Genomic DNA, 12,681 nt, shown 5'->3' on the forward strand with positions numbered 1-12,681 from the left:
CTAGCCCCTTGGCCTATGCTGGCGCAGGATGGTCAGCCGAGCATAGCGATTGTTCATGCTGGGCTGACGTACACTGACCACATCGCTACAATTGGCAGGGCAGTGGGCATATAACCTATTTAATACAGTGTGAGTCAATGCAATGGAAGGTTTCAATGTGGCAGCTTTTTTGGCTGTTAATCAGCATGCAGGAAAAAGCCGCATTTTCGATACGCTGGTGATTGGTGTTGCTGAGTTGATGCCTTATCTATTTATTCTGGTATTGCTGGTTCTGTGGTTAGGAAAATCCGTAACATACAAAAAAATTAGTGTGGCGGCTGGCTGTTCTGTACTGCTGGGATTGCTGACTAGCCATCTGGTGTCGCTGTTATATTTTCACCCGCGCCCATTCATGCAAAATATAGGGGAAAATCTGGTGAGTCATACACCGGACACGTCATTTCCATCGGACCACACGACGTTTCTCTTCTGCATTGCTATTTCTTTGCTGTTTCATTGCACAACGCGAAAACTTGGCGGTGTGTTGTTGCTTTTGAGTCTGGTTGGCGGAATAGCCAGAGTTTATGTTGGCGTGCACTATCCGCTAGATATCTTTGGTGCTGCCGTGGTTGGTGGCATTTCAGCATTTTTGGTATTTTTCTTATCTGAAAGAACGCGCATAATAGAGCCCATTATGCAGAAATTAGCCAGTATCAAGTGTCCCGGAAGATACTAAGCGCATGTAAACGAACATAAGTGAATGTAAAACAACAGTGCTACGCAAGCTGAGAAAGATCACCTGATTTTTTATTTAGTAAAGAGGTAAAAATGGAATCAACGCATAGAAACCTGAAAGCAATTGCAATGCTGGAGGCGAGCAAAGGGGTGTTGGCCCTTATTGTTGCGTTTGGTATTCATCTGTTTGCTGACCGCAGCCTTTTGGATATTGCCGAGGCGTTAGTTCGCCATACACACCTAAACCCAGCAAGTCATTTTCCTAGTATTTTCCTCCATGCGGCGAGTGATTATTCGAATATAAAACTGAGTTTGCTTGCGCTTGGTGCGCTTGCGTATTCAATAATGCGCCTTGCCGAAGCTTATGGCTTATGGAAAGCGAGGGCCTGGGCTGAATGGCTTTCTTTATTTAGCGGAGGAATCTATATTCCGCTTGAAATTCGTTCAATGATGACTCACCCAACGATGCTTGGCGTGGTGCTTTTTTTAATTAACCTTGCTGTTGTTTTATATATGGCCCGTTTGCTGATGATGAAACGGCGCAGCGAGAAAATGCAGGGGTAGTATACGTCAATTTTCCTCATTTTTTTAAAAAAGCCCTGCAGCGTTCAATTATGAATAGTCTGCAGGGCTTTTTGAGTGAAGTGACGGTTGTGTTATTTAACTTTCTGGTGTCTGTGTACTTGTGTCATCATTTGCAACAAGGTGATGCGTTGTTCTCGCTCTTGGATGAATGAAAAAATGCCCACTGGGCGCATTGTGTGTTTTAACAGGTACCATGGATATCCCCGTCTTTTTGTTTTTCTTGTCATGAAGTGCATAAATAATAAATGGTAGCGCTGCGACAACTAAGAAGCTAACAGCAAGCAGTGTTACATAGTTGTCTGATTTTTCTCCAGATAGAGAGCTTGGCGGGAAAAAAGAAACAAAAAATGCGAGCAAGGAAATAATGAGACCTGCAGATGCTACTAAGATTTTAAAGGTGTTGTTGCCAGGAATACGGAATGCCCGTTTCTTTTCCGGTTGTTTACAAATAAGGTGTATGTAGCCAAGAAACAGCATGAAGTAGCTGCACAAGTAAATAACTACAGTGAGTGCCAGTGCGATTAAGAACGACATGTTATTTCCGCCACCTGTGTTCGTCAAAACAATCAGCGCAATAGTCGTCAGAGATAGTTGAGAGATAACCAGGTTGACCGGTACACCATTTTTATTAACCTTTGCCAGCGACTTAGGCAAAATTCCTTTTTGTGCTGTTACATACATGCCGCGAGATGGTCCGACGATCCAAGCCGCAATTTCAGCCAGAACACCAAGCATCAATAGCGCAGCGATCACTCGAACCGTCCACTCGAAGCCTGTGCCAAAGTGAGTAACTAAAACGTTGAATGTTTGTACGACGCCAGAAGAGAGGTTGATTTCATTATGTGGAATTACTGATGCGACAGAAAGTCCGCCAACAGAGCTTAGAAAAATGGCAGCTATCATTAGCATGATCATGGCCATGGGGTAGTCTCGGCCTGGGTTTTTCATTTCATTTACGTGTGTTGCTGAGGCTTCCACACCCATATAGCTGAGAATAAATGCAACAAAGACGACCAAGGTGCCAACCTTTGTGAAGTCTGGGAAGAATGTTGCTGCGCTCATTTCAATTTGTAACGGAGCACCACTAATTAAATATGAAGTGGCAAGGCCAATAAGGATTAAGGCAGGCAGTAGAATACCAGCAAAAAAACCGACTTTAGCAATCTGTGCCGTATGTTTTGTACCGCTCAGCTGAGTAAAGGCAAGCGCCCAAAGAATTACCAATCCAGCGATAGTTTTGGTAATAGGGTCAGTGTTAAGCTCTGGCCATTTAAGAATATAAGACAATGCACCGAGAACAAAATAAAGCATTGGAATAAAGCCAACAGCTATTTGTAAATAGCCAAATGAAATTGCAGCAAACCCCCATCGCTCACCTAGCGTATTGGATACCCAGGTAAATACTCCGCCTTCCTCCCAACCTTCAACGGTCGCCATCTCAGCGGCGCATAGGCCCACAGGAATAAACCAAAGGATGCCACCAAGCAGCAAAAAGAAAACAAGGCTAAAACCTGATGTTGCAAAGGTTGGATATTCATAAACAGCCATTACCATAGAGGCTGTGATAGCAAAAAAACCAAGCAGCGACAGCTGACTGGTCGTTGGTGCCGTATTGGTATGCTTCATAGTTACACCCTACATTTTTAAGGTAGTGGAAAACGAGATGTAGGTTGAGATAAACGCTTGGGGAAAAGAGCTATCCCAAGCGCTAATCGTCAAATACAGGTGTTTACCCGTGATTAAACCCGCTGGCTTCTTCTTCAGTTAACGGCTGACTTACGGGGTGCTTTTCGAAATGCTCCAGCGCACGCTTCATGTCCTCAATGAGTAGGCTGGCTAGGTCGTAGCTCACGCCGTGGCGAACAAGAATGCGCTGAACGACCAAGTCTTCACGGTCGGCAGGCATGGAATAAGCAGGCACCTGCCATCCGCGGCTGCGCAAGCGGTCTGCTAGGTCATACAGGGTATAGTCGCCAGTATTGGCGTTTTCTTTAAGTTTCCAGGCAAGGGCCGGGATTCCTTTTTCGCTGTCACCTTCGAAAATCATTTCAAAGGGGCCCAGTTTTGCTATTTCGCGCGACAGGTATTGAGCGGTGCTATAACAGGCATTGTGTATTTTTGTGTAACCTTCACGACCTAAACGCAAAAAGTTGTAGTACTGGGCAATAATTTGCCCGCCAGGGCGTGAAAAGTTCAAGGCGAACGTGGGCATATTGCCGCCAAGATAGTTAACGTTAAAAATCAGCTCTTCCGGAAGGTCGCTTGCTTCGCGCCAAATGACCCAGCCTGAGCCAAGTGGTGCCAGGCCAAATTTATGGCCAGACGCGTTAATTGACTTCACGCGCGGTAGACGAAAATCCCACGCAACATCTGGTGCGCAGAAGGGCGCAAGAAAACCGCCGCTGGCACCATCAACATGCATAGGGATATCAAGGCCTGTCTCTTCCTGCAGCTTGTCTAGTGCATCATGCACTTCTTTTACAGGTTCATACTGGCAGGTAAACGTTACGCCCATGGTCGGAACGACGCCGATGGTGTTTTCGTCAACTCGTTTGATGACTTCTTCTGGTGTCATCATGAGGCGGTCGCCTTCCAAGGGAATTTCACGAAGCTCAACGTCAAAGTAGCGCGCAAATTTGTGCCAGCAAATTTGTACCGGGCCACAAATCAGGTTGGGTTTGTCCGTGGGTTTTCCCTCAGCAGCACGCTTTTTCCGCCATTGCCATTTTAACGCTAAGCCACCGAGCATCGCGGCCTCTGACGAGCCTATGGTTGAACAGCCAAGTGTGGTGTCGGGGGTGGGCGAGTTCCATAGGTCAGCCAGCATATTTACGCAGCGGGTTTCGATTTCCGCCGTTTGAGGATACTCATCCTTATCGATCATGTTTTTATCGATTGAGATATCCATCAATTGACGAATTTCGTCATCAACCCAGGTTTGGCAGAAGGTTGCCAGGTTTTGTCGCGAATTACCGTCTAGGATCAGTTCGTCACGAACGGCGTTAAAAATATTACGCGGTGAAGACTCATTGTCGGGAATCTTCTTTTTTGGCATTTCTGAAGACAGTTCTATTGATGAATAAACGTCATCATTTTCGAAATGAGTAGATAAGCCTTTGTTTTTTTTCATCTCTTTTTTCCTCATCTATGTATTTGAAAAATATAAAATTGCTTGAAAAAATTAACATACATTAATCTTTTAAACAATTACATGTTGCCAGCGAAGTATGACGTTTGTCTTACGACGTTTTTGTGAGCCAACTTGCCCCTTTGCATCAGCCGAGGCGGACTGTATAGGTAAAGCCCTTATCATATAGTGTGGCATTTTATAAAGAACCTGGGTGGAGGGGGAATGCGCCGCGTGTATAACGCTACGTTTTATCTTCTCCATAGATCAAATCGATAAACTCATTGCGGTTTACATCGCCAACGTAGGGATAGAGGTCAATCGTTTTTAGGGCGTTTTCTATCTCGAGCTTGTCGTAGCGTATGCCGGTTAAGGCGTCTTCGATCTCGCTAATGGGGCGTTGGCCGAAAAAATCACCGTAAATTTTAACATTTTCAATAATGCCGCCGCGCTTTACCTTAAGGCGAAAGTCAATAATGCCTGCCGTAAAATGCCGCGTGCGCTGGATGTCAAAATCAGGCGAGCGGCCGTAGTTCCAGTCCCATTGGCGGTATTTTTCGTCAACGAGTGTGTTGATGCTGGTCCAGTCATCGGCGCTCAAGTGATAGGTTTTTCGCTCGGTGCCCTCGGGGAAAAGGCTTGCCAGTATCTTTTCTTTGAAGGCGTCGGTAGAAAGCGGATCTTCCAGAAACTCAGCAATATTAGCGACCCGCGCCCGAGCAGACTTGTGCCCCTTGGAGGTGATTTTTGTCATTTTTACATCAAGCGCTTTAGCTACTTGGCTAAGATCACAGTCCAGCAGCAAGGTGCCGTGATTGAACATGCGTTTGGTAGATGAGAACTGGGCGTTGCCGGAAATCTTTTTATCACCTACCACGATGTCGTTTCGCCCCTTCATCTCGGCCGGCACATCCAGGGCGTTTAGTACCTTAATGATTGGTGCTGCAAACTGCTTGAAATTGTTCAGCTTGTCTTTAGAGAAGTCAGTCAGAAAGCTGAAATTAAGGTTGCCGTGATCGTGGTAGACCGCGCCACCGCCCGAGATGCGTCGTACGACATGGATACCGTGCTCATCGATATACGACTGATGAATTTCTTCCAGGGTGTTCTGGTTACGGCCAATGATGATGGATGGCGCGTTGATATAGAACAACAGATAATCCTCACCCGCAGGCAGGTGGCGAATGCAGTGCTCTTCGATAGCGAGGTTGATATGCGGGTCGGTAATGCCTTCGTTGTCGATGTAAATCATGGTAAACCTGCTAATACGGTGGGCGGTAGCGGCAAAAAAACAGCGGCTAAAAAGGGGGCTAATGCATGGCCGTTGAGCATATCGCGCCATCAGCCAGAGTCAAATCATGCTGCTGGGTAGCTCGGGTTGGCCAGGCTCTTGGCCATATTTCGTCGATCCAGGCAGACACTTCTTGCTAAAACCGTGATAATGCTTGGCCTCGTTCGCCCATCTTTAACGTTCTTTCGGTGCCCCATGGAAATCAAGGTCAACTATCTCGACAACCTCCGCCTGGAGGCTAAGTTTGATGACTTCACGGTTATCTCCGACCAGCCTATCCGCTATAAGGGTGACGGCTCGGCGCCGGGGCCTTTCGACTACTTTTTGGCATCGTCAGCGATGTGTGCGGCCTATTTCGTTAAGGTTTACTGTAACGCTCGGGATATTCCCACCGAGAATATTCGCCTGTCGCAGAACAACATCGTTGACCCGGAGAATCGTTATAAGCAGATTTTCCGCATTCAGGTGGAGTTACCGGAAGATATTTCTGACAAAGACCGCCAGGGCATTCTGCGCTCCATCGACCGCTGTACGGTAAAAAAGGTGGTGCAAACCGGTCCCGAGTTTCAGATTGACGTGGTGGAAAGCATCGATCAGGATGCCGAGGCATTGCTGATGGGAAAAGCGCTGGGTGAAGCGGACGGTGACGGCACTTGGATAGAAGGTAAAGACCTGCCGCTAGAGCAGACCATTGCTAACATGACCGGTATTCTGGCCGAGTTGGGCATGAAGATTGAAATTGCCTCCTGGCGTAACATCGTGCCGCATGTTTGGTCGCTGCATATTCGCGACGCTGCCTCCCCAATGTGCTTTACCAACGGCAAGGGCTCCACCAAGGAAAGTGCGCTCTGCTCGGCGTTGGGTGAGTTTATTGAGAGAACCAATTTTAACTTCTTTTATAACGACCAGTTTTTTGGCCAGGATATTGCCAATGCTGAGTTTGTTCATTATCCCAACGAGAAATGGTTCTTGCCAGGGCCGAGTGACGCCTTGCCTGACGGCATTCTTGATGCTTACTGCCGCGAAATTTATGACCCAGAAGGGGAGCTGTGCGGCTCCAACCTGATCGATACTAACTCCGGCCGAGCGGATCGTGGCATTGTTGCGCTGCCTTTCGTGCGCCACTCTGATGGTGAAGCCATTTACTTCCCTTCTAACCTGATTGAGAACCTTTACCTCAGTAACGGTATGAGCGCAGGTAATACGTTGGCTGAAGCTCAGGTACAATGTTTATCAGAAATTTTTGAGCGAGCGGTAAAGCGGCAAATTATTGAAGAAGAGCTGGTGCTGCCTGATATTCCTCAAGATGTGTTGGCGCGCTACCCTGATATTGTTGAAGGCATTGACGCGCTGGAAGCCCAGGGCTTTCCCGTGTTGGTTAAAGACGCCTCCTTGGGCGGCCAGTTCCCAGTGGCCTGTGTCACTCTGATGAACCCAAAAACTGGCGGCGTGTTTGCTAGCTTTGGTGCTCACCCGAGTTTTCATGTGGCCTTGGAGCGCACCTTCACTGAATTGCTTCAAGGGCGTAGCTTTGAGGGCTTCAATGACTTTCTGCCGCCCACCTTCAATTCCATGGCGATCACCGAACCCAACAATTCTGTGGAGCACTTCATTGACTCGTCTGGGGTGATTTCTTGGCGCTTTTTCAGTTCTCGCTCCGATATAGAGTTCTGCGACTGGGACTTTACCAACGGTGGCAGCTACAGCAACGAAGAGGAAAGTGCAGCGCTGTTCGGCATTCTTGATGAGCTAGAGTTAGAGTCATATGTGGCTGTGCGAGAAGAGTTAGGCGCGCCGGTCTGCCGCATTCTGGTACCCGGTTTCTCAGAGGTGTACCCAGTGGAAGATCTGGTGTGGGACAACACCAACATGGCCCTCGATTACCGTGAAGATATTCTTAACCTGCACCGCCTGAGCGACGACCAGCTAGCTGCACTGCTGGAGCGCCTGGAAGAAAGCCAGCTTGATGAACATATGACGATCATCAGCCTGATTGGAATTGAGTTTGACGAAAATACCATTTGGGGCCAGCTCTCTATTTTAGAGCTCAAACTGCTGATCAGCCTAGCGCTGGGGCAGCACGATGATGCCCTTGAGCGAGTTGAAATGTTCCTGCAATACAACGACAACACCGTAGAGCGCAACCTGTTCTACCGCGCAGTGCAAGCGGTACTGGAAATTGTGCTGGATGATGAGCTTGAGGTGGCAGACTTCCGCTATAACCTCAGTCGCATGTTCGGTGCAGAGACAATCGACGCGGTGATCGGCTCGGTTGACGGTGATGTGCGCTTCCACGGGCTCACTCCAACGAGTATGACGTTAGAAGGGCTAGAGAAGCACCAACGCTTAATTGAGAGCTACAAAAAGCTACATACGGCCCGCGCCGTTCAAGCAGGCATTTGAAAACACAGTGCCAGAGCAATCAAAATAGCGCTAACGCCGTGTTAGCGCAAAAATCAGGCCATATCTCAGGGCATTAACTAGGGCACCAATATAAGGGCAGGGCAAGATAGACATGATACTGGATTATCAATGGCTTCATGACATAGTGCGTAAGCGTTTCGACACTGACGAGGCCATGGAAGGCGCTCTGCCTAAGCCATTAACAACAAATGAGTTAAAGCAGCTGGGAGATGACCGCTATCTTTCAGCCATGAGCCAGCGCGTGTTTCGAGCAGGTATGAAACACTCGGTGGTTGATGCCAAATGGCCTGACTTCGAGCAGGCTTTTTGGGGATTTGAGCCCGAGAAGCTGGTACTGCTTAGCCCAGAGCAAATTGACGGCTACCTGACGAATGAGCGACTCATTCGCCACCGCACGAAACTACAAACCATTCCTAAAAACGCCCAGTTCATTTTAGATATTCGCCAAGAGTACGGCTCCAGCTTTGGCGAGTTTATTGCCAGTTGGCCAAGTAGAGACATCATCGGCCTATGGCAAATATTAGCCAAGCGTGGTGCTCGGCTGGGTGGGCGCTCAGCAGCAAGTTTTTTACGGCTGGTCGGCAAAGATACTTTCCTGCTAACTAGCGATGTTGTGGCACGCCTGGTCGCCGCCGGCATTATTGACAGCGAACCAACAAGCCAGCGCGACAAACAGTGGGTGCAAGATGCTTTTAACGAACTGCAGCAAGCATCAGGAAGGCCGCTATGCCAGCTTTCAGCGATGCTTTCGTTAACTATTAACCCACGTTGCTAACCGGCAGCCAGTGTGGATAAACCAAAGCGATGAACAAGTCTGCGCTACGACCAAGGTGCAGGTGGGCACTAATGTTAACTTTGCTTATGCTAAGCAGGAAATGATAGAAGACCAACCAACGATTCTGAGGGTTAGGAGCCATCTTAGCGCGCAGAGCAGGAGGCGGTAGCGTGCCCGAATTCCACGATTTTCCCTACCCCAGAGGGCTTCTCACGCCGGCAAAGCCTTTGCCCAGAACATGTGTATAGATCTGGGGCGTCTCTAAGCTCTTGTGCCCCAGCAACTCTTGAACGGTGCGGATATCCGTTCCCTGGCTAAGCAACTGAGTGGCGAAACTATGCCGCAGAGTGTGGCAGGAGCCGAGGCGAGTTAGCGATGCGGCTCGCATGGCTTGCCTGACTGCCCTTTGTACTGCTGATGGATGAATATGGTGTAGAACTACCTTCCCATCCATATCGCAGCAGGGCCGAGAGGCAGGAAAAAGCCACTGCCAAGACAAAGAGATGCCTGCATTGGGGTACTTGCGATCCAGCGCGTGGGGTAGCGTCACCGATACCCGGCCATGATCAAGGCGATAGTCAAGTTGCTGTTTGGCCGTGGAGGTTTGGTGCTGTAAAGCAGTAACACTGGTGGCTGGGAGTAAGGTGGTTCTGTCTTTGTCGCCTTTACCCGCTCTCACTGTAATCACTTGGCGCTCGAAATCGATATCTCGAACGCGCAGGCGGCATGTTTCGATGAGCCGCAGCCCTGAACCATACATCAGTGCTCCCATAAGATACATGGGGCCGGAAAGGTGGCTCAGTACGCGCATTACTTCCTCATGAGGTAGCACCACTGGCAACCGGCGAGGGCGCTTGGCGCGTGAAAATTCACCGATCTCCCCCAAGGGCTGCTCAAGAACCTGACGATAAAGGAAGACGATAGCATTCAGCGCCTGGTTCTGAGTGGCAGCCGCCACCTGGCGCTTTACCGCAAGGTGCTCCAGAAAAACACGCACCTCGGAAGCACCCATGCTGGCTGGGTGGCGCACACCATGAAAGCGAATGAAGTCGCGTATCCAATAGCAGTAAGTTTTCTCGGTACGCGGGCTGTAGCGCTTCACCCGCATGGTAGCTTTGACACGATCCATGAGTTTTGGCGGCTTGGTCTGCGTATCCATACGACAGCTCTCTTTATTATTGTATATCTATACAGTATTATTGATTCCGGCAAAACGCGCAAGCGCGCGAATTCTGGATAGGTGGCCGAGCTATATTTAGGTGTCTGAAAAATCAATGGGTTGGAAGAAATTAAGCGCGTCGGATAATATTATTGAACGCGCAAGATTGTTCATCCAATATCAGGACGCGCAGTCTAATCACTGTTAGTTTCCAAAAATAGGATCGAGAAATGTTCGGAATATTCAAGAAAAAGGAAGATGAATGGCCATTCGATCAGCCGAAGAATTGCGCTGTTTTTACTATTCGGCAGGTCGTTGAAGGTGAATGTCCGATACAAGTTGTATATCACGATCTAGAAGATGATGGCTGGCAGTTTGTAGGCAACATTGAATACACAATGGAAGATGCCAAACTGGTGGGCCTAGAAGAAATTAGTAAAATTGATCCGTCGGTTTTCGAGGTCGCAAAAATTGAACCCGGTTACCATGCTTGGCGAAACAAAGTCGGTGACAAATGGACAATAGCTAAAACACCTGAACAACCAGATGAGTAAACTAACAAGGCAATCAAAGATCGCCCACAAAGGGCCGTGGGCTGGACTCGCTCTGCTGCGCGCCGCTCGCCCTTTATTGCGGCGTTATCTTCTAGGGGGGTAGTCCAGGCTCCGGCTTGCTACAGATCGAGTTATGAGTAGGCGTAATGGATTTTTTTCTTAACGATATAATTTGGTGGAAAATATCTCTTAATGGTCTTATGAATGGCTGGATTCCTGGCGTTCTGACATTTCTTTTGGGTTTGTGGTTCGCAAGAATTTCAGATCGCAGGAAGCTTAGGCAAAAACTAAAAAATGATATATTAGAAATATTCATCCCTGTCTTTAATTCGGGTGAGTCCATTTCAATGCCTATCGCGGACGACGCTTGTCGAAAAATGAGGGCTACGTTCAATGCCTACAAAAGAATTTATCCTGGAATGTTCGATAGAGAAGCGGAGAAGCAATTAGCTGAGTTATTGAATGAAGGGTTTATAGTGAATGGTGAGATCAACAAGAAGTTCTTTGAACCCGACACCATTCAAGATTTGATCAAACGTTTGTAGGTTATTTTTAACTTGATAATTTCCATCTTACTTGCAACCAAGAAAGATAACAAAGCGCAGCATTCGCCCGCAAAAAACGCGGGCTGGGACGGCCTACACGTCGCTGCGCTTTGTTTCGGCCGCCCATGTGCGCGGCGTTATACGAAAAGGCAATCACACTAAATGAATTTGGGTAAGTACTCCAAGCTAGTCGATCTAGAAGCCAAAAATGAGCTTCAAAAATGCCTATATTTCGCCTTTTATCTTAAGGCTACAAAGGAGGTTTTTGAGTTCTCAGTCTCAGATATTGTTGATGTTTTTGAAAAGCTACATTTCTCCAAGCCCAATTTATCTAGATTAAAGAAGAATATTTCATCCTCTAGAGACTTCGTCCGAGGTAGTGCTGCGGGGCTCTACAAGATTCATGGCAAAGCCCTGACTAAGCTAGAAAAAGATATTCCGGAAGTATCTGAGAAATCCGAAGAAATAATATCTGATGATTTAATACTGCCAGAATCCCTGTTTATGGGCACAAGAGGTTTCATCGAATCATTATCCAAGCAAATAAATGCATCGTATGAAAATAACCTTTTTGATGGCTGTGCTGTGTTAATGCGGAGGCTCTTGGAGATCCTACTTATACTCTCATATGAAAAAAAAGGCATAGAGTCACAGATAAAAAATAGCGACGGTAGCTATAAGCTCCTCAATGGTATTGCTGCTGATGCTAAAACAAATTCGACTCTAGGCCTTTCAAGAAATACCAAGGATAGCCTAGAGAAGTTTCGCTTAGTGGGTAATTTTTCCGCACACAAAATATACTACACTGCAAAGCGCAAAGATATTTCCGGAATATCACAGGAGTATAGAGCTTCAATTGAAGAGCTATTGTATAAAGCGGGCTTAATTAAATAGGATAAATAAATGGAAACTACACGAGTAAAAATAAATCTTCACTCTGGTGAAATAGAGCTAGAAGGCAGCGAAGAGTTTGTAGAGAGTCAAATGGAAAACCTCGACTCAATTATTGAGCTACTATCCTCTGTAAGCAAGCCTGCAACGACTAATGCTAACAATGATATTAAGGACGAAGCCGAGGAAGAAGCCGAGGATGAATCACCGCAACAAGAGGTGCAGAATCCAGGAAATATATCCGTTCCCAGCTCTTTCGGTGAGTGGATGCATAAATTTAAAGATGACGTCAATGATCTAGAGAAGTGCCTGCTAACGGCCTACTATGTCCAAAACGGTTCCCCGCAAAATGATTTCAAAACACGCGAGGTCAATAACTCTCTCAAAGAGCACGGAATTAAATTATCAAATCCATCCACATCATTAAAACGGTTAGTTGAGAAGAAGTTACTGTTCCAAACAAGAAAAAATGGAACTGTAAAATTCATGCGAGTATCGCAAGATGGCATACAGCTAATTAAGTCCCTGCTACGGTAATCGTATAACAAGTTGCGCAAGCGGGACAAAGTGCTGCGCACTTCGCCCCTTCGCAAGGCGTTACACACCATAGGAGAAA

12 protein-coding genes are annotated in these 12,681 nt (G+C 47.3%); 8 read left to right on the forward strand and 4 right to left on the reverse strand.

What is annotated here, in order from left to right; translation table 11 throughout:
- Positions 1 to 142 precede the first annotated feature (142 nt).
- Positions 143 to 715, forward strand: a complete 573-nt coding sequence (locus H616_RS14865; protein WP_051234238.1) for an undecaprenyl-diphosphatase — start codon at positions 143 to 145, stop codon at positions 713 to 715.
- Positions 716 to 807: 92 nt separating this feature from the next.
- A complete protein-coding gene (locus tag H616_RS0111170; RefSeq protein ID WP_027967436.1) occupies positions 808 to 1,278 on the forward strand; it encodes a DUF2127 domain-containing protein in 471 nt (156 codons plus the stop codon).
- Positions 1,279 to 1,374: 96 nt separating this feature from the next.
- On the opposite strand, the gene gadC is transcribed toward H616_RS0111170, so the two are convergent.
- The 3 genes from gadC to H616_RS0111185 form a co-directional block, all read right to left on the reverse strand.
- A complete protein-coding gene (gene gadC / locus H616_RS0111175; protein WP_027967437.1) occupies positions 1,375 to 2,925 on the reverse strand; it encodes a glutamate/gamma-aminobutyrate antiporter in 1,551 nt (516 codons plus the stop codon).
- Between the two features lie 103 nt (positions 2,926 to 3,028).
- On the reverse strand, positions 3,029 to 4,429 hold the full coding sequence (gad, locus tag H616_RS0111180) for a glutamate decarboxylase (RefSeq protein ID WP_027967438.1): 1,401 nt from the start codon (positions 4,427 to 4,429) through the stop codon (positions 3,029 to 3,031).
- Positions 4,430 to 4,670: 241 nt separating this feature from the next.
- Complete coding sequence (locus H616_RS0111185) at positions 4,671 to 5,678, reverse strand: lipoate--protein ligase (RefSeq protein WP_027967439.1); 1,008 nt, start codon at positions 5,676 to 5,678, stop codon at positions 4,671 to 4,673.
- Between the two features lie 234 nt (positions 5,679 to 5,912).
- Here H616_RS0111185 and H616_RS0111190 point away from each other — a divergent pair, with 234 nt between their 5' ends.
- Positions 5,913 to 8,120 (forward strand): OsmC domain/YcaO domain-containing protein, encoded by a 2,208-nt coding sequence (locus H616_RS0111190; protein ID WP_027967440.1) that lies wholly within the window; start codon positions 5,913 to 5,915, stop codon positions 8,118 to 8,120.
- Between the two features lie 112 nt (positions 8,121 to 8,232).
- Positions 8,233 to 8,916 (forward strand): DNA-3-methyladenine glycosylase I, encoded by a 684-nt coding sequence (locus H616_RS0111195; protein ID WP_084155862.1) that lies wholly within the window; start codon positions 8,233 to 8,235, stop codon positions 8,914 to 8,916.
- A gap of 193 nt (positions 8,917 to 9,109) precedes the next feature.
- Here the strand turns inward: H616_RS0111195 and H616_RS0111200 are convergent, their stop codons facing one another.
- Positions 9,110 to 10,075, reverse strand: a complete 966-nt coding sequence (locus tag H616_RS0111200) for an integron integrase (RefSeq protein WP_027967442.1) — start codon at positions 10,073 to 10,075, stop codon at positions 9,110 to 9,112.
- A gap of 230 nt (positions 10,076 to 10,305) precedes the next feature.
- On the opposite strand from H616_RS0111200, the gene H616_RS0111205 reads away from it, so the two are divergent.
- The 4 genes from H616_RS0111205 (at position 10,306) to H616_RS0111220 (ending at position 12,602) form a co-directional block, all read left to right on the forward strand.
- Positions 10,306 to 10,629, forward strand: a complete 324-nt coding sequence (locus H616_RS0111205) for a hypothetical protein (RefSeq protein ID WP_027967443.1) — start codon at positions 10,306 to 10,308, stop codon at positions 10,627 to 10,629.
- 146 nt (positions 10,630 to 10,775) lie between these two features.
- Positions 10,776 to 11,174, forward strand: coding sequence for a hypothetical protein (locus tag H616_RS0111210; protein WP_027967444.1), 399 nt, complete (start codon positions 10,776 to 10,778; stop codon positions 11,172 to 11,174).
- A 162-nt stretch (positions 11,175 to 11,336) separates the two neighbouring features.
- Positions 11,337 to 12,068, forward strand: coding sequence for a DUF4145 domain-containing protein (locus H616_RS0111215; RefSeq protein WP_027967445.1), 732 nt, complete (start codon positions 11,337 to 11,339; stop codon positions 12,066 to 12,068).
- Positions 12,069 to 12,077: 9 nt separating this feature from the next.
- The gene (locus H616_RS0111220) at positions 12,078 to 12,602 is read left to right on the forward strand and encodes a hypothetical protein (protein WP_027967446.1); all 525 of its coding nucleotides are present in this window, start codon (positions 12,078 to 12,080) and stop codon (positions 12,600 to 12,602) included.
- The last annotated feature ends 79 nt before the right edge of the window (positions 12,603 to 12,681 follow it).

This window comes from Halomonas halocynthiae DSM 14573 (assembly GCF_000425725.1).
Classification (GTDB): domain Bacteria; phylum Pseudomonadota; class Gammaproteobacteria; order Pseudomonadales; family Halomonadaceae; genus Halomonas; species Halomonas halocynthiae.

Coding starts and splice junctions, on each gene's coding strand:
- H616_RS14865 (WP_051234238.1), top strand. CDS start 143: ATGGAAGGTTTCAATGTGGCAGCTTTTTTGGCTGTTAATCAGCATGCA.
- H616_RS0111170 (WP_027967436.1), top strand. CDS start 808: ATGGAATCAACGCATAGAAACCTGAAAGCAATTGCAATGCTGGAGGCG.
- gadC (WP_027967437.1), bottom strand. CDS start 2,925: ATGAAGCATACCAATACGGCACCAACGACCAGTCAGCTGTCGCTGCTT.
- gad (WP_027967438.1), bottom strand. CDS start 4,429: ATGAAAAAAAACAAAGGCTTATCTACTCATTTCGAAAATGATGACGTT.
- H616_RS0111185 (WP_027967439.1), bottom strand. CDS start 5,678: ATGATTTACATCGACAACGAAGGCATTACCGACCCGCATATCAACCTC.
- H616_RS0111190 (WP_027967440.1), top strand. CDS start 5,913: ATGGAAATCAAGGTCAACTATCTCGACAACCTCCGCCTGGAGGCTAAG.
- H616_RS0111195 (WP_084155862.1), top strand. CDS start 8,233: ATGATACTGGATTATCAATGGCTTCATGACATAGTGCGTAAGCGTTTC.
- H616_RS0111200 (WP_027967442.1), bottom strand. CDS start 10,075: ATGGATACGCAGACCAAGCCGCCAAAACTCATGGATCGTGTCAAAGCT.
- H616_RS0111205 (WP_027967443.1), top strand. CDS start 10,306: ATGTTCGGAATATTCAAGAAAAAGGAAGATGAATGGCCATTCGATCAG.
- H616_RS0111210 (WP_027967444.1), top strand. CDS start 10,776: ATGGATTTTTTTCTTAACGATATAATTTGGTGGAAAATATCTCTTAAT.
- H616_RS0111215 (WP_027967445.1), top strand. CDS start 11,337: ATGAATTTGGGTAAGTACTCCAAGCTAGTCGATCTAGAAGCCAAAAAT.
- H616_RS0111220 (WP_027967446.1), top strand. CDS start 12,078: ATGGAAACTACACGAGTAAAAATAAATCTTCACTCTGGTGAAATAGAG.